At 56.6% G+C, this 15,751-nt stretch carries 12 protein-coding genes and 3 tRNA genes; 5 read left to right on the forward strand and 10 right to left on the reverse strand.

All coding sequences use genetic code 11. The annotated features are described in order from the left end of the window. Positions 1-104: 104 nt before the first annotated feature. Positions 105-1,286 carry an acetyl-CoA C-acyltransferase gene (locus ACP3PW_RS01175; RefSeq protein ID WP_426414821.1) on the forward strand — a complete coding sequence of 394 codons (1,182 nt, stop codon included), beginning with the start codon at positions 105-107 and terminating at the stop codon, positions 1,284-1,286. A gap of 99 nt (positions 1,287-1,385) precedes the next feature. Here ACP3PW_RS01175 and ACP3PW_RS01180 read toward each other — a convergent pair whose 3' ends face one another. The 4 genes from ACP3PW_RS01180 to ACP3PW_RS01195 form a co-directional block, all read right to left on the reverse strand. After that, a complete protein-coding gene (locus tag ACP3PW_RS01180) occupies positions 1,386-1,616 on the reverse strand; it encodes a hypothetical protein (protein WP_426414822.1) in 231 nt (76 codons plus the stop codon). 170 nt (positions 1,617-1,786) lie between these two features. Beyond that, positions 1,787-1,862: transfer RNA gene (locus ACP3PW_RS01185), tRNA-Lys, on the reverse strand. A gap of 5 nt (positions 1,863-1,867) precedes the next feature. After that, positions 1,868-1,944: transfer RNA gene (locus tag ACP3PW_RS01190), tRNA-Pro, on the reverse strand. Between the two features lie 3 nt (positions 1,945-1,947). Next, positions 1,948-2,023: transfer RNA gene (locus ACP3PW_RS01195), tRNA-Asn, on the reverse strand. A 310-nt stretch (positions 2,024-2,333) separates the two neighbouring features. Here ACP3PW_RS01195 and ACP3PW_RS01200 point away from each other — a divergent pair. Both ACP3PW_RS01200 and ACP3PW_RS01205 read left to right on the forward strand, forming a co-directional pair. Continuing rightward, positions 2,334-4,820 carry a DUF1631 domain-containing protein gene (locus ACP3PW_RS01200; protein WP_426414823.1) on the forward strand — a complete coding sequence of 829 codons (2,487 nt, stop codon included), beginning with the start codon at positions 2,334-2,336 and terminating at the stop codon, positions 4,818-4,820. A gap of 46 nt (positions 4,821-4,866) precedes the next feature. Continuing rightward, positions 4,867-5,214 carry a PilZ domain-containing protein gene (locus tag ACP3PW_RS01205; RefSeq protein WP_426414824.1) on the forward strand — a complete coding sequence of 116 codons (348 nt, stop codon included), beginning with the start codon at positions 4,867-4,869 and terminating at the stop codon, positions 5,212-5,214. A 95-nt stretch (positions 5,215-5,309) separates the two neighbouring features. On the opposite strand, the gene clpB is transcribed toward ACP3PW_RS01205, so the two are convergent. From clpB to rluD, 4 genes are all read right to left on the reverse strand, one after another. Further along, positions 5,310-7,877 (reverse strand): ATP-dependent chaperone ClpB, encoded by a 2,568-nt coding sequence (clpB, locus tag ACP3PW_RS01210; RefSeq protein ID WP_426414825.1) that lies wholly within the window; start codon positions 7,875-7,877, stop codon positions 5,310-5,312. A gap of 170 nt (positions 7,878-8,047) precedes the next feature. Further along, positions 8,048-9,667 (reverse strand): FAD-binding oxidoreductase, encoded by a 1,620-nt coding sequence (locus ACP3PW_RS01215; protein ID WP_426414826.1) that lies wholly within the window; start codon positions 9,665-9,667, stop codon positions 8,048-8,050. 148 nt (positions 9,668-9,815) lie between these two features. Beyond that, the gene (gene pgeF / locus ACP3PW_RS01220; RefSeq protein ID WP_426414827.1) at positions 9,816-10,580 is read right to left on the reverse strand and encodes a peptidoglycan editing factor PgeF; all 765 of its coding nucleotides are present in this window, start codon (positions 10,578-10,580) and stop codon (positions 9,816-9,818) included. After that, positions 10,561-11,532: a 23S rRNA pseudouridine(1911/1915/1917) synthase RluD gene (gene rluD / locus ACP3PW_RS01225; RefSeq protein ID WP_426414828.1), complete on the reverse strand. Its 972-nt coding sequence runs from the start codon at positions 11,530-11,532 to the stop codon at positions 10,561-10,563. The genes pgeF and rluD overlap by 20 nt, the downstream gene beginning before the upstream one ends. 213 nt (positions 11,533-11,745) lie before the next feature. Between rluD and ACP3PW_RS01230 the strand changes: the two genes are divergently transcribed. Then, complete coding sequence (locus ACP3PW_RS01230) at positions 11,746-12,615, forward strand: outer membrane protein assembly factor BamD (RefSeq protein WP_426414829.1); 870 nt, start codon at positions 11,746-11,748, stop codon at positions 12,613-12,615. Positions 12,616-12,645: 30 nt separating this feature from the next. Continuing rightward, positions 12,646-13,014, forward strand: coding sequence for a glutaredoxin family protein (locus ACP3PW_RS01235; protein WP_426414830.1), 369 nt, complete (start codon positions 12,646-12,648; stop codon positions 13,012-13,014). Here ACP3PW_RS01235 and ACP3PW_RS01240 read toward each other — a convergent pair. Further along, positions 13,011-13,922 carry a bile acid:sodium symporter gene (locus ACP3PW_RS01240; protein WP_426414831.1) on the reverse strand — a complete coding sequence of 304 codons (912 nt, stop codon included), beginning with the start codon at positions 13,920-13,922 and terminating at the stop codon, positions 13,011-13,013. The two genes, ACP3PW_RS01235 and ACP3PW_RS01240, sit on opposite strands and share 4 nt — an antisense overlap. A 99-nt stretch (positions 13,923-14,021) precedes the next feature. Then, positions 14,022-15,644, reverse strand: a complete 1,623-nt coding sequence (locus tag ACP3PW_RS01245; RefSeq protein WP_426414832.1) for an NAD+ synthase — start codon at positions 15,642-15,644, stop codon at positions 14,022-14,024. Positions 15,645-15,751: the final 107 nt, after the last annotated feature.

A 15,751-nucleotide genomic window follows, 5' to 3' on the forward strand; every position in this document is an offset into this window, starting at 1 on the left:
CCAAAGGGTAACGAGTACAGAACGATAAACAGCGACGTTAGGCCGCCAGCCATTACGGATTAGCGATGCAGCAAGCGTCGATTTAAAGAAGAGGAGTAAGCGAGATGCCAGTAGATAACATAGTGATTGTCAGCGGTGCACGTACACCAATGGGCGGCTTCCAGGGAGGTCTGGCCAACGTCAGCGCACCGGAGCTGGGGTCGATCGCCATCCGCGAGGCGGTCAAGCGTGCAGGCATCGGCGCTGAGGAGGTACAGGAGGTGATCATGGGGTGCGTATTGCCAGCGGGACTGAAACAGGGACCCGCGCGTCAGGCATCCCTGGGGGCAGGGCTTCCCGAGGCTACCGGCTGTACCACCATCAACAAACTCTGCGGCTCCGGAATGAAGGCGACCATGCTCGCCCACGACCTGATCAAGGCGGGCAGCAACGACATCATGGTCGCCGGCGGCATGGAAAGCATGAGTAATGCCCCCTACGTTCTACCCAGAGCACGCCAAGGGCTGCGCATGGGACACGGCGAAGTCAAAGACCACATGTTCCTCGACGGTCTCGAAGACGCCGCAACCGGTCGCTTGATGGGCTCCTTCGCACAGGAGGTCGCCGACCGGTACAACATCACCCGTGAGGAGATGGACGCGTTCGCGATTGAATCCCTGCGTCGGGCCCAAAATGCGATCGACAGTGGCGCGCTCAAAGCAGAGGTGGTACCGGTGAGCGTAAAAAGCCGCGCCGGTGAAACCCTGGTTAGCGATGACGAGCAGCCCCACAACGCCAATATCGGCAAGATCCCCCAGTTGCGCCCCGCCTTCGCGAAGGAGGGTAGCATTACTGCGGCCAACTCCAGTTCCATATCCGATGGTGCTTCGGCGCTGGTACTGATGCGCGAATCCGAAGCGCAAAAACGCGGTTTGCAGCCACTGGCCCGGATCGTAGGCCATAGTACCCACTCACAACACCCGTCCGAGTTTACTATCGCGCCAGTAGGCGCTATGACCACGCTGTTTGCAAAAACTGGCTGGAGCAAGGAGGACGTTGACCTGTTCGAAATCAACGAAGCCTTCGCCATGGTTACCATGCTGGCCATGCGCGAGCACGGCCTCGATCACAGCAAGGTCAATGTCCACGGCGGTGCCTGCGCCCAGGGCCACCCGGTAGGGTCTACCGGTTCACGGATCATCATCAGTCTGATTTACGCTCTTAAACAGCAGGGTAAAAAGCGCGGTGTTGCCTCTCTGTGCATTGGTGGCGGCGAAGCTACTGCCATGGCGATCGAGTTGATCTAAAACCGATTGAGCAGGGTTGTCGGGCTAAGGCTGTCGAGTTAAAGCCCGACCTACGGCTCCGGCAGGGATGCCCCGAGTGTCGATCGTGCAGGAGCACAACTATCGACCCGTACATCCCTTTTGATCGCTGCCGCCATCATTAATGGCAATATTAGCGTTGCCCGACGACGCCGCTCCGACCCACAGGGATGTGGGGAGTGCCGGCCCGGCAGGAGTAATGGCCGGCCCATCCATGGCCCCGCGGCATACGACGGGCAGGGATGCCCAGAGTGTCGATCGTGCAGGAGCGCAGCTATCGGCGCGTACATCCCTTTTGATCGCTGCCGCCATCCCTGGCTCTCGCGATCTACCGCCCATCCCTTTTGATCGCTGCCGCCATCATTAATGGCAATATTAGCGTTGCCCGACGACGCCGCTCCTGGCCATCCATGGCCCCGCGGCATACCGTACATCCTGTACATAAAAAAAGGGGAACCGCGATGCGGTTCCCCTTTTCAATGTGGTGGGTCGTGGGCGGCTCGAACGCCCGACCAATTGGTTAAAAGCCAACTGCTCTACCAACTGAGCTAACGACCCTAAGTTGGTCGGGGTAGAGAGATTCGAACTCCCGACATCCTGCTCCCAAAGCAGGCGCGCTACCAGACTGCGCTATACCCCGTAGTGGCTCCCTGAGCTGGACTCGAACCAGCGACCCAATGATTAACAGTCATTTGCTCTACCAACTGAGCTATCAGGGAACTATTTCCAAAATTGATAGGCAGCCCTGCAGGCCCCTCAACCTTGGAGCGCGCATATTACCTGAGCCAGTTCGATAGTCAACCCCCTTTTTAGCATCAACAACGGTTTAACGACGCCTGATGTAAAGCTCGCCACCCCCTCCACCCGGTCATAGCGAAAGATGGCTAGAGCCCAGAGTTATTAAGGCATATACTCATAATCTGGGGTCTGCATCGTAGTGAGATTGGTTCTCATTTTACGGACTTATAATGGACTAATATAAGAAAGAGACTTTTATAAAAAGAGTCCTGCAATATTACAGGGAAAACTATGAGCCAAACTGAGCCCCCCAAGGTAGTCAGTCTGCAAAGCCGCAAGGAAAACCTGGATCATATCCAGCCGCGCTTTCAACAACTCATTCAGGCTTGCCGCAAGATCACCATGAACAGCACCGCGAGCGCCCTCGCACAGATGTTTGAAAACATCGATGACGCCCTGTTCGATGCCGCCGAAAAAGCCGAGAACAACTCGATCCAGACGATGTTCTTCGACAGCATGCGTGAAATTCGCCTGAAAAGACCCCAGGCAGAGCGCATTTTCCATCAGGAGATCTCCCAGCTCTTTACCGACTTCATCGAGCTAAAGTCCACAACGAGCGAGCCTGAAGAGAGCCAGGAGATCGACGCAGAAGATATGTCCCTGGTGCAGAACGAGGCCTACGAAGAGTCTCTCGTGGTCACCAACATGGCAACCAAGGTCAACGGTCGCTGTACCGAAGCGCTTTATGCCCTGAACCAGCGCCTGGCGATTGTGATCAACGGCATCAAGGTCACCGACGACACCAACCCGGTATCGGCGAAAAAGGTCGCCACCAGCTTTTGCAAAGCCCTGGAGGCGCTGGAAACCCACAAACGCATCCAGGAGATTCTGTTCCGTCTGTTTGACGAATACGTCATGACAGAGCTAGACAAAATCTACGACGACCTCAACAAACGCCTCATTCAAGCCGATGTGCTCCCGAACCTGAAGTTTTCAGCACGCCAGTATGCCGAAAGCCAGGGCGCGAGAAAGCACCTGGATCTCTCGGAAGCGGGCAAGGAGGAGGCGGACAATGAAGCGGCTGAGCAATCACCCGCCCCCACTCCCCCGCCAGGTCAACACCCACCTTCCGGGCAGCAGCAAATACCAGAGGCTACCTCGTCCCCCCAAAGGCACCCGGCGCCCCCCAACACGGGCCCCCTGGCGAGTAACATCCCGCAGAACTACGACAACAGCATCCCCGAGGACGCTGCGATGGACGGCACGGTCTATATGGACCCTGCCGTTAGCGACCAGCTGTTTAGCGCCATCAGCGACCTGATTACCACTCGCCGCGTTAACAACATGCCGCTGGAGATACCCGAGGCCAATTTCCGCAGTGTGCACGCATTTTCTCCCCCGGAGGAGGGGCAGGCGCCCTACTCCACGGATGACTTGCTCAGCGCTCTCACCGCGCTGCAGAAACAAAACATCGACAGCGATGGCACCCCCTTCACCACTCCGCAAACCGTCAATGCGTTCAAGGATAACCTGGTAAAGCACCTCAACGACGAGGGTGCCTCCAATCGCAATATTTCCCCCGAAGACGCTGACATCATCGACCTGGTCGGGATGCTATTCGACTTTATCCTTGACGATGAAAACCTGCCGGATATTTGCAAGACAGCCCTTAGTCATCTGCATACGCCCTACCTGAAAATCGCGCTGACCGACAAAGAGATGTTTGTCCGCCACCAGCACCCCGCACGGCGTCTGCTCAACAGCATGGCCCAGGCAGCAGTGCTCTGGGCTCCCGATGAGCAAAATGACCGCGGCGTACTGGCAAAAATTCAGTACGTAGTGCAACGGGTGATCAAGGACTACAGTGGCGATATCGAGCTATTCAATGAGCTGATCAAAGATTTCAATGGCTTCATTAACCTGCTCAAACGCCAATCCGAGATCATCGAGCGGCGCGCGGTCGAAGCCACCAAGGGGCGCGACCGGTTACTGGCTGCGCGTAAAAAATCACGGGCGACCCTTGAGTCCCGTATTCGCGATCAACAGCCCCCAAAAGCGACAGTGCATTTCCTGCTTTCGGCGTGGAATGACGTATTGGTGTTTGTATTGCTGCGCCACGGTGAGGATGGAGAGGCATGGCAACGTGCGATCAATATCACCGACGATATTTTCTGGAGTGTCGACCCCAAATACAGCATCGACGAGAAGGACCTCCTGAAGGAAAAACAGCCCCACCTGATCACCAATATTAAACAGCACCTGATCAACCTTGGGGGACACCAGGAGGAAGATATCAAGGGTCTGGTGAAGCCTTTGGTGCTATGCCAGCGCGCCGCATTGCGCGCCGAGCAAGGCAAACCACTGGAAACTCCAGAGCCGCAAGCGGTCGAACAACAGATCGAAGAAGCCGCCGTTGCGACCCTGGGTGGAATCCATATCGAAGAGGAGGATTTGGACCAAGACGAAGACAGCGGAAATGTCGATGTTGACCCGGAGCTTATCACTCGCCTCAAGCAAGTCGAATTCGGCACCTGGTTCGATTTTGTCCAAGGCGACCAATCGATGATGCGCCTCAAGTTAAGCTGGTTTAGCCCGACCACCCTTAACTATATGTTTGTAGACGGCGCGGGGAACAAAGCTGCCGTAAAACCGATCTTTACCCTGGCTACCGAGTTAACCATCGGCACCGCTCGATTCGCCCAGATCGAACGGGCGCCGCTAATGGATCGTGCAATGGACAAAATTCACACCATCCTGAAACTATTCATGGGTAAGTAGCTGCACAGACAGTTCCTTCCCACAACAACAAAAAGAGAAACTAGGCATGCAGGAAAATCGTAAAGCGGATCGCGTCAAACTACAGAACAGCCTGGACGTGTACGACTGCAACACCGAGATGTATATGGGCAGTTTGGTGGATATATCCAACGAAGGCTTCATGCTCATGAGCAGTGAGCCTATCAAGACCAACACCATCTACCAGTGCCGCATTAATCTACAAGAGACGGTGGAGGACACCGATATTATTCACATGGGGGTAGACAGCCTGTGGTGTAAGCAAAGCAGCACCCCCTCCCATTATTGGACAGGCTTTCACCTGATCGAAATCAGCGATAAGAATCGAGAAATTATTAACAAAATCATGTCCTTCTCCGGCACTCCGTTGGACTAAAAGAGAGCAAGGTCAGGCGACCCAAAGCCCAAAAAAAGAGGCCCGTACTGTTCAATAGTACGGACCTCTTTTTCATCCAGGAGCTGTAATGCCGATCAGTAGAAGTTCATACCATCTTTTTCCACCGAAACATGAATGGTTTTTCCGGGCTCAAACTTCCCCGCCAGTATATCCTGGGCCAGGGGATTTTCGATCCACTGTTGAATCGCCCGCTTGAGGGGGCGAGCACCGTAGACTGGATCAAAACCGATCTCGACCAGGCGTTTGATGGCTTCGGCGTCCACCTCCAGTGACAACTCCCTCTCCTTCAAACGGTTACGCAGCAGGTCAAGTTGGATCTCGGCGATACCGGCAATCTGCTCCGAGGCCAATGGGTGAAACACCACCAGCTCATCAATTCTGTTGACGAATTCGGGCCGGAAGTGCTGACCCACGACCTCCATCAGGGTGGACTTGATCTGTTCGAAACTACTGTCTTCGAGGGTATGAATGAGGTCGGAACCCAGGTTCGATGTCATGACGATCACCGTGTTGCGAAAATCCACGGTTCGTCCCTGCCCATCGGTAAGACGTCCATCATCGAGCACCTGCAACAGTATATTGAATACATCGGGGTGGGCCTTCTCCACCTCGTCAAGCAATAACACTGAGTAGGGTCTGCGGCGAACCGCCTCGGTCAGGTAACCGCCCTCTTCGTAACCCACATACCCGGGAGGGGCACCGACCAGACGGGCCACCGAGTGCTTCTCCATAAACTCCGACATATCAATACGAACCATGGCCTCCTCGGTGTCAAACAGAAACTCCGCCAGGGATTTGCACAACTCTGTTTTACCAACTCCGGTCGGGCCAAGAAACATGAAAGAGCCGTTGGGTCGATCGGGATCGGACAGCCCCGCCCGGGAACGGCGAACCGCGTTGGATACCGCTACCACCGCCTCGTTCTGGCCAATCACGCGCCTATGCAAAGCCTCCTCCATACGCAATAGTTTGTCACGTTCCCCCTCCAGCATTTTGGAAACAGGAATCCCGGTCCACTTGGATACGACCTCTGCGATCTCCTCCTCTGTGACCTTATTGCGTAACAACTGCATATCATTCATCTCAGCCTGGCTGGCAAGGTCGAGCTGCTTCTCCAGTTCGGGAATGCGCCCATACTGGAGCTCTGACATCACTGTCAGATCGCCACTGCGACGAGCAACGTCGAGCTCTCCACGGGCCTTCTCTAACTCCTCCTTAACTTTTTGCGAACCGTGCAAGGCCGCTTTCTCGGACTTCCACACCTCATCAAGGTCGGCAAACTCCCGCTCCAGGCGCCCTATTTCACTGTCGAGGTTTTGCAGGCGCTTGCGCGAGGCCGCATCCTCATCTTTTTTCAACGCCTCCCTCTCTATCTTGAACTGAATCAGGCGGCGTTCCAGCCTATCCATGGTCTCCGGCTTCGAGTCCATCTCCATGCGAATCCGGCTGGCGGCCTCATCGACCAAATCGATCGCCTTGTCTGGCAACTGCCGATCGGGAATATAACGGTGGGACAGCTTGGCAGCTGCAATGATGGCGGGATCGGTAATATCGACCCCGTGATGGACCTCATAACGCTCTTTGAGCCCACGCAGGATCGCGATGGTATCTTCCTCAGACGGTTCATTGACCATCACCTTTTGGAAGCGACGCTCCAACGCGGCATCTTTTTCGACGTACTGGCGGTACTCGTTGAGGGTGGTGGCCCCCACACAATGCAACTCGCCTCGGGCCAGCGCCGGTTTGAGCATATTGCCCGCATCCAATGCGCCGTCCGCTTTTCCAGCGCCAACCATGGTATGCAACTCATCGATAAAGAGAATAATCCGCCCCTCCTGCTTACCGACCTCATTGAGCACCGACTTGAGCCGCTCCTCAAACTCACCACGGTACTTCGCACCCGCCAGCAGCGACCCCATATCCAACGCAAGAATACGTTTGTCCCGCAGCCCTTCCGGCACCTCACCGTTGATAATTCGTTGCGCCATACCCTCAACGATGGCGGTTTTGCCGACACCGGGCTCCCCAATAATAACAGGGTTATTTTTGGTGCGGCGCTGCAACACCTGGATGGTGCGACGTATTTCATCGTCGCGCCCGATTACCGGATCAAGCCTGCCCTGCTCGGCACGCGCCGTCAGATCGATAGTGTACTTATCGAGCGCCTTGCGATTATCTTCGGCGTTGGGATCATTAACCGCTTCACCGCCGCGCATATTACTGATTGCGGTTTCCAACGCCTGTCGGCTAACGCCCTGCGCATTGAGTAGCTCTCCCAGTGGACCCTTATCTTCCATCACTGCCATTAACAGAGTTTCGCTGGAGATAAATTGATCCTGGTTTTTTTGTGCGATCTTGTCGGCGATATTCAGCAAACGGCCAACATTTGCGGACATCTGCACATCACCATCGGGGCTCTGCACCTTGGGTAGCCGCTCCAACTGCTCCTCCAGTTGTGCTCGCAATTTTTCTACGTCGAATCCCACCTGGCGCAGCAACGGGCGAATGGCGCCCCCCTGCTGATCCAGCATCGCCACCATCAGGTGGACGGGCTCGATGTAGTTATGATCCCGCCCCACGGCCATCGATTGGGCATCAGATAACGCGGTTTGTAACTTACTGGTTAATCGATCGATTCTCATATTCCTCACCGTCTATCACTATTGGCGTGGGTGCCTTACCGATCTTGTTACTACTCAAGTCCTGACGAGCGGCACCCTACCCGCTCTGTTCTACAGAGTATATGGTGGTATTCGGCGCATTTTTCAAGCCGGTGAGAAAACCCCGTACCGATAGGATCCCGGTGTCCCCATCAAGGATCGATCAACACCCCCGGATTCAATATGGATTTCGGATCCAATTGGGCCTTTACGGCGCGTAACCCACGGGCAAAAAGATCCGGCCGTTGACGGTCGTACCAGGGGCGGTGATCGCGACCCACCCCATGATGGTGGGTAATAGTGCCACCGAGTTCGATGAGTCGGTCGGCAGCGGCGCGCTTGATCGCCTCACACTGCTCGATCATCCGCTCGGGGTCACCATAGGCGAGAAAGGTAAAGTAGGGCGCCGCACCATCGGGGTAGAGGTGGGTCAGCCGGCAGGAGACAAATCCGGGCCTGCCGGTAACCTCCTGAATGGCGTCGACGGTCGCCCGCCGCACCGAACGAATAAACTCGGGCAAACGCTCCCACGTCATGGCGGTTTCGAAAGTCTCGCTGATAATCCCTCTCGCCGTCAGGTATTCACGCAGATAGGGCATCTGCAGAAAGCTTTTCTTCCACTGCCCGGAATTGTCGGTGCCCACTGGCTCCGTTTGTTTACCGGCGCTTCGCTCAACGGGCTTTTTGTCATCGGCAATCGAGTCAACACCCCCACTACTTCGCGCTATCGCGAGCGCCTGCTGGAAACGCTCCTCGCACGATTGTTGGTAGGATTCAAAGGCCAGCACGAGCACCGACTGATCACCTGCAGCGACCCCGTTCAACATCGCTTCGCGGGCATCAAGCAAGCGACAGTTCGACGGTGTTAGTCCAGACTGGGTGATGCGCCGCACCGCTTCCAAGGCCGCACCAAAGTCTGCAAAACGAATACTGGCCGACCATTTGTGCTGTGGTCGCCTGCGAATTCGCACCCAGGCCTCGGTGATCACACCGAGTATGCCTTCCGATCCGATCAGCTGGCGATCGGGACTGGGGCCGGCACCGGACCCGGGCAGGCGTCGACTTTCGATAACGCCTTGGGGAGTCAGCATACGCACACTCTCAACCAGATCGTCGATGTGAGTCTCCTGCATTGCGAAATGACCACCGGCACGGGTGGCAATCCAACCCCCAAGCGTCGAGAACTCAAACGACTGGGGAAAGAACCGCAGGGTATAGCCCCTGCTTTTCAGCTGATCTTCCAGCTCGGGACCATAGGCGCCCCCCTGAATCCGGGCCGCCTGAGATACTTCATCGATCTCCAGCACACGGTTCAGTTTACGCAGATTCAGTGTGACCACAGGGCGATCCGACTGCGGCGGCTCAACCCCTCCCACCACGCTGGAGCCACCTCCGAACGGAATCAGCACCAGCCCATCCCTCTCGGCCCAGGCATAAAGCGCCGCAATATCCTCCTCGGATTCCGGATAAGCCACCACGTCGGGCGGGTTGGGAAACTCTCCTCGCAGCTTACGCACACTATCGTAAAAGGATTGGCCGTAGCTGTGCAGCACTCGCTCGTAGTCAGTGCTAGAGCAGATCGCAGCTAATGCGGCTGGTGGAGAACAACGACAGGCCCGCAACTCGATATCCTGCAGCGCGGGGTGCGTACGGCAAGTAAACTGTTTGACTCCAAACAGTGCGCCAGCCAGGGCTTCGACCTGTTTGATGTAGCCGTTCTCGAGTCCTTCTCCCTCGTAGCCCCACCCCCAAAACTTAAGCTGCTTATCCATTACCGACCCCACCTATTTTTATTGTCAGCGGAATTTATAGCACTATCATGACCGGCTCGAATAGCGGCCATTTGAGCCATAGCCCCTGACAATACAAGCCTCCAGGGGGTACGCTCAAGGGCTGGATAAATCCGGGGGAAATTCGGTGTTACTCGAACCAGATGATACTGGCCATGCGCCCGGTGACCGGCTCACGACGATACGAATAAAAGAGTTCGGGTTGGGACTGGGTACAGTATTCACCCCCACTTATCCGGCTTATTCCCAAGGCGTTTAATCGCTGCCGGGCCAACTGGTAGATATCCGCGAGATAGTGATCGGGGCGGTTTTGCGCGGCCGTAAACGCGGCCGCGGCGGAGGCATCTCGATTGCAGAACGCGGACCGCACCTCAGGGCCAACCTCGAAGCACCGGGGGCCGATCGCAGGCCCCAGCCAGCAGTGCAGCGCCCTCGGGTCACATCCCAGTTTTTGCACGGTGCTTTCCACCACACCATCGAGCAGACCGCGCCACCCCCCATGGGACACAGCGACACGATCGCCCTGCTCGCTGCAGAAAAAAATCGGCAAGCAATCGGCGGTCATGACGACACAAGCCTGCCCGGGGGTACAGCTCATCACCCCGTCAGCTTCGCGAATCACCCCATCGGGCTGAGCATCCACTATTTGGATTCCGTGCACCTGACGCAACCACTGGGGAGGTAGAGAGAGACCCAACTGCTGACACAACTCCTGCCGATGCAGCGCTACTTGTCGCGGGTCATCACCGACGTGGTCGGCAATATTAAAGTGATCAAAGGGAGCACTGCTGTCCCCCTGCACCCGTGTTGACACAAAAGCCCGCACGTTGGCGGGGGCTTGCCAGGACGCTTGCAGATAGCGCCCCAGAAACAGCTCAGTGGTCGTCTTCATCATAGGCGGCGAGATCCTGCTCAAGCACAGACAGCAGATTCAAAAAATCAGCAGGCAGGGGGACCGTCCACTCCATATATTCATCCTTCGCCGGATGATAAAGCCCTAACTGGCAAGCATGCAGCGCCTGACGATGAAACCCCTGCAGAGTGAGCTTTAACTCTTCTGTAGCACCCGGTGGCAAGCGCAAGCGGCCTGCATAGAGTGCGTCGCCTACCAGAGGAAAATGGATATGGCTCAAGTGCACTCGAATTTGATGGGTACGGCCCGTCTCCAGCCCAACGCGAACATGGGTATGATGGCGGAATTTTTCCAACACTCGATAATGGGTAACCGCCGGCTTACCCGACGAGGTCACCGCCATACGGGTGCGCTGTGTCGGATGCCGCCCGATAGGCTTATCGACGGTCCCGCCGGCGGTCATCACCCCGATAGCCACGGCCTCATACTCGCGGCTCACGCTACGGGCCTGCAACTGCTCTACCAGATCGGTATGGGCTGCCAGCGTTTTGGCCACCACCATTAGTCCGGTGGTGTCCTTGTCGAGTCGGTGTACTATCCCTGCCCGGGGCACACTGGCGTTATCGGGACAGTGATGGAGTAAGCCGTTGAGCAGGGTCCCGTCGGCGTTACCCGCGCCGGGATGGACAACCAGGCCGGCCGGCTTATTGAGTACCAAAATGCTGTCGTCTTCGTAAATTATATCGAGATCCATCGCCTGGGCTTCCCAGCGCACCTCATCCTCGACCTCCACCTGCACCCTCAGGGTTTCCCCGCCGACCAATTTGTCACGGGTTTTACGCAGCTGATCGTCAACGGTAAGCTGACCCTCCCGAATCCATGCCTGTAACCGGGAGCGTGAATAATCGGGGAAGCAGTGAGCCGCTATGCGGTCGAGACGCTGCCCACCCATATCCATGGGTACCGCCGCTCTGATTTCGATCTGTTCAGCCATAAAGCCCTTCTATATGCCCTGCACTTTTGTTTGCAGGTGCTTTGGTTTACATTGACAGCTGTGTTTAAATATCCGCCGGCTCCGGTTCTGCGCCCTAATACCGAGGCACTCCGCGTGCACAACCGGGCGCATAATAACACAAGCCCATCCAATTCCTGATGGCCGTCTGCAGCGGTTGTCACAAAGATGGTTTACCAAGGAACAGCATAGATCATGCGATTACTTCGCAACCTGACGACTCCGCTACTGGCACTGCTATTAGTGGCCTGCGCATCGGACGATAAAAACAAAATCGACGAGGACCTTTCCGAAACCGAACTGTACCGGAAGGCTCAGTTTGCGTTGGAAAACACCAATTACGGTGAAGCCGTCGATAGTCTGCGCGCCCTGGAGTCACGATACCCCTTCGGCTCCTACGCCGATCATGCCCAGCTGGAGCTGATCTACGCTTACTACAAGCGCCTGGAGCCAGAGGCTGCCAAGGCGACTGCTGACCGCTTTATCCGCCTGCACCCGCAACACCCTAACGTCGATTATGCCTACTACATGAAGGGCCTCTCCTCCTATACGGCCGATGTTGGACTGATGGAGCGTTATGTAGAGATCGACATGAGCCGCCGCGACCCGGGCCAGGCTCGCAGCTCCTTTGCCGAGTTTGCCGAGCTACTGAACCGTTTCCCAAACAGTGCTTACGCCACCGACGCACGCCAGCGCATGATCTTCCTGCGTAACCAGCTTTCTTTCTATGAGATTCACGTGGCGGATTACTACCTGAAACGCAGGGCTTACGTCGCAGCGGTCAACCGCGGCCAGTATGTGCTGGAAAACATGCAGCGCACCCCTGCGGTTCCAGCGGCCATGGCGGTGATGATTGAAGGCTATCGAAAACTGGAGATGCACGAGGAGGCCGAGCGCACCCTCGAGATCATGCGCCTTAACTTCCCCAAGCACCCATCCCTGGACGAAGCGGGCAACTTTATCGGTTACAAGAGCTTCAACGATGTCGATCCATCAATCTGGACCGTCGTAAGCTTCGATCTGATAGGCAGCGGCGACCCCGAGCCGCCCGCACCTGAGAATTGATCTTTTTACAACCTGACCACGAGCCTTAACATGTCCTTTATTCGTTATATTCTGGGTCGAATTATCCTGACCCTCGATTTTATCTTCTCGCCTCGCCCACCCAGCCGAGCCCCAGAGCAGCAGAACCTGCTGGATTCCCAAACCGCCAAACTGGCGCTTTACCAGTTTCAAGCCTGCCCTTTTTGCGTAAAAGTCCGTCGGGCAATCAAACGCCAGGGCCTGTCGATAGAGACACGCGATGCCAAGGGCAACCCTGAATACCGCTCCGAGCTTGAATCCGAGGGGGGGCGTATCAAGGTTCCCTGCCTGCGTATCGAAACCGAGCAGGGAGATATCCGCTGGATGTACGAGTCCTCTGAAATCATTCACTACCTGCAGCAGCGATTCGCCCAGGGTTAGCGCCGGCTCAAGCGGGACGCCAACATTGAGTCCACCAGCAGCTGCAAGAAATGAAACAGAATGCAGCACAGCAGTGCAATGCCGGCTTCGGCGCCAATGGCCATAGCCGCCATTACGCTGATCGCCACCGGCAGGGTTTTCTGGGAAGCGGTGAACAGCAACGCCACCTGCCTTCCCTTGTCGGAAATCCATCGATTCCCAACCCCGTAACACAACCCCAGTAACGCGGCATGTACCAGCAGCGAGGCCATGGCCGCCCATAGCATCTCAAGGGGAGCCACCGCCAGCAATGTTTGCTGAGAACGGGACATCAGCATCCAGGCGGTGCCGATCACGCAGAGGGAAGGCACGTAGGCCAATAGTGCCGTCGGCACAGGCAACTCTCGCCACCGCCGCAGGGCCATTCCCAGCACAAAGGGCACAAGTACCAGCAGCGCCAGGCTTTGCAGTAACGGCCATGGCGACACCTCAACCAATCCCGCCCGTCCCATTGTCCAGCTTAGCAGCAGGGGAATGCTGAACACGCCCAATAGATTTAGCAAGACCGTTATCACCAGCGCCGCCGCTCCATCACCCCCGGCCATGCGGGTCATCACGATGCCCGACGAGAGTGTGGGTGGCACTACCGCCATAACCAGCACGCCGATAGAAACCGCCAGACTCAGTGGTAACAGGTTCACCACCAGCCAACCCAACCAGGGGGCAAGCAGAAGATTGATAACCACCGCGAGAACAATCAGGCGTCCATACCCGGCAACCGTTGGCACTCCTTGCAGACGGGTCTGATAGCCGTTGAGCAAGAAGATGATAACAACCATCCACCGCACCGCCCCCTGCTGCTCCAGCCACTGACCGGGACCGGGCACCAGTAACGCACCGACGAACGCCAGCAATAAACCAATGGGCATAAAGTGCCTGATCATGGCGTTGCGATCATGCCGCTACATTCCTGCGCATCGCTACCTGCCTGATGACTCCGCCGCGCTGATGCTGCTGCCCGCGCCGAGTCAATCTCCCAGTTTCCAGCCAGAGGTGACGGGGTAGCGGCGATCCCGGCCAAAACCTCGCGAGGTGATGCGCACGCCGATGGCCGCCTGACGTCGTTTGTACTCATTGATGTCGACCATGCGCAATACACGGTACACCGCCTCCTTATCAAATCCCTGGGCAATGATCGCCTCGGCGCTCAGATCCTGCTCGACGTAAAGCTCCAGCATGTGATCCAGCACCTCATAGGGAGGCAGGCTGTCTTCATCCACTTGATCGGGCGCCAGCTCCGCCGACGGAGGGCGGTCGATAACACGCTGGGGAATCGCCGGTGAAAGGCTATTGCGATAATCACACAACTCAAACACCATCGATTTAGGCACATCCTTGAGAACATCAAAGCCACCGGCCATGTCTCCATAGAGCGTGGCATAGCCTACGGCCATTTCACTCTTGTTGCCCGTGGTGAGCACCAGGCACCCTTTTTTGTTGGATATCGCCATCAACAGTACGCCACGGCAACGAGCCTGCAAATTTTCCTCTGTGGTGTCACGGGCAGTCCCTTCGAACTCCGGCGCCAACGTGGCCATGAAGGCATCAAACATCGGCTCGATAGGCAGCACCTTATAACGAACGCCCAGGGTATTGGCTTCCTCCTCGGCATCCTCCAGACTCATCTGTGAGGTATAGCGGAACGGCATCATCACCGCTTCAACCCGCTCGGCACCCAGGGCATCAACTGCCACCGCCAGGGTCAGGGCAGAGTCCACCCCTCCGGACAACCCCAAAACAACTCCCTTAAAGCCATTCTTGGTCACGTAATCCCTCACCCCACACACCAGGGCCTGGTAGGCAGATGCCACCGACGATGGTTTCTGCGCACAGTCGCCCTCCAGCAAACGGGACGAGACCGGATCGTATTCCACCAAAAACAACCCCTCTTCGTAGCTGGGGGCGCTCACGGCGACATCTCCATCGGCGTTCATGGCAAAAGAGCTACCGTCGAACACCAGCTCATCCTGCCCACCCACCTGATTGATGTAGATCACCGGCAGTGCGGAATCGGCGCAGCGCCGAGCCACTACATCCAGTCGCTGCTGTAATTTATTGAGGTGGAACGGTGACGCATTAATGTTGAGTATCAGCTTTGCCCCCAGGGCCTGGGCTTGGGCCGCAGGCTCCGGGTGCCAAATATCTTCACAGACCGTGATCGCCATTCGCGTCCCGAGGCAGTCGATCACCAAGGGGTCTGTGCCCTCGACAAAGTAGCGCTTTTCGTCAAACACCTGGTAGTTGGGCAGATGCTGCTTGCTATAGCGACCCAGCAACTCTCCGTCGCGCAGCACCACTGCCTGGTTGTACAGTTGCCCATCTTTTTCACCCGGCAACCCAACCACCAGATGGATGCCCTTTACCGCACGCAGCCTCTCCAACCCCTGATTTACCCGGCCCAGCATACTCATCCGAAGCAGCAGATCTTCGGGAGGGTAACCACACAGGGCGAGCTCCGGAAACAGAATCAGGTCCGCCTGTAATCGATCACGCGCATCCTCCGCCGCATCGATCAGGCGCTGGGTGTTACCGGGAATATCCCCTACCAGGGTGTTAAGCTGGGCCATAGCGATGCGAATTGGACGATTCATGGGCGTTTTGTACTCGAATGTAGGCAGTGGATGCTGCGAGCATGACTACTGCGAGGGCTGTAAAGCGGGCTATTTTCCGCTAAAGCGCCAGCTGTGTAAAATAGAGC

Origin of the sequence: Aestuariirhabdus sp. LZHN29 (assembly GCF_049985285.1) — a bacterium.
Lineage (GTDB): Bacteria > Pseudomonadota > Gammaproteobacteria > Pseudomonadales > Aestuariirhabdaceae > Aestuariirhabdus.

Excerpts from the sequence above, each read along its gene's own strand:
- ACP3PW_RS01205 (WP_426414824.1), top strand. The coding sequence starts at position 4,867 with ATGCAGGAAAATCGTAAAGCGGATCGCGTCAAACTACAGAACAGCCTG.
- ACP3PW_RS01240 (WP_426414831.1), bottom strand. The coding sequence starts at position 13,922 with ATGCCCATTGGTTTATTGCTGGCGTTCGTCGGTGCGTTACTGGTGCCC.
- ACP3PW_RS01235 (WP_426414830.1), top strand. The coding sequence starts at position 12,646 with ATGTCCTTTATTCGTTATATTCTGGGTCGAATTATCCTGACCCTCGAT.
- ACP3PW_RS01175 (WP_426414821.1), top strand. The coding sequence starts at position 105 with ATGCCAGTAGATAACATAGTGATTGTCAGCGGTGCACGTACACCAATG.
- pgeF (WP_426414827.1), bottom strand. The coding sequence starts at position 10,580 with ATGATGAAGACGACCACTGAGCTGTTTCTGGGGCGCTATCTGCAAGCG.
- ACP3PW_RS01245 (WP_426414832.1), bottom strand. The coding sequence starts at position 15,644 with ATGAATCGTCCAATTCGCATCGCTATGGCCCAGCTTAACACCCTGGTA.
- rluD (WP_426414828.1), bottom strand. The coding sequence starts at position 11,532 with ATGGCTGAACAGATCGAAATCAGAGCGGCGGTACCCATGGATATGGGT.
- ACP3PW_RS01230 (WP_426414829.1), top strand. The coding sequence starts at position 11,746 with ATGCGATTACTTCGCAACCTGACGACTCCGCTACTGGCACTGCTATTA.
- clpB (WP_426414825.1), bottom strand. The coding sequence starts at position 7,877 with ATGAGAATCGATCGATTAACCAGTAAGTTACAAACCGCGTTATCTGAT.
- ACP3PW_RS01200 (WP_426414823.1), top strand. The coding sequence starts at position 2,334 with ATGAGCCAAACTGAGCCCCCCAAGGTAGTCAGTCTGCAAAGCCGCAAG.
- ACP3PW_RS01180 (WP_426414822.1), bottom strand. The coding sequence starts at position 1,616 with ATGGCGGCAGCGATCAAAAGGGATGTACGCGCCGATAGCTGCGCTCCT.
- ACP3PW_RS01215 (WP_426414826.1), bottom strand. The coding sequence starts at position 9,667 with ATGGATAAGCAGCTTAAGTTTTGGGGGTGGGGCTACGAGGGAGAAGGA.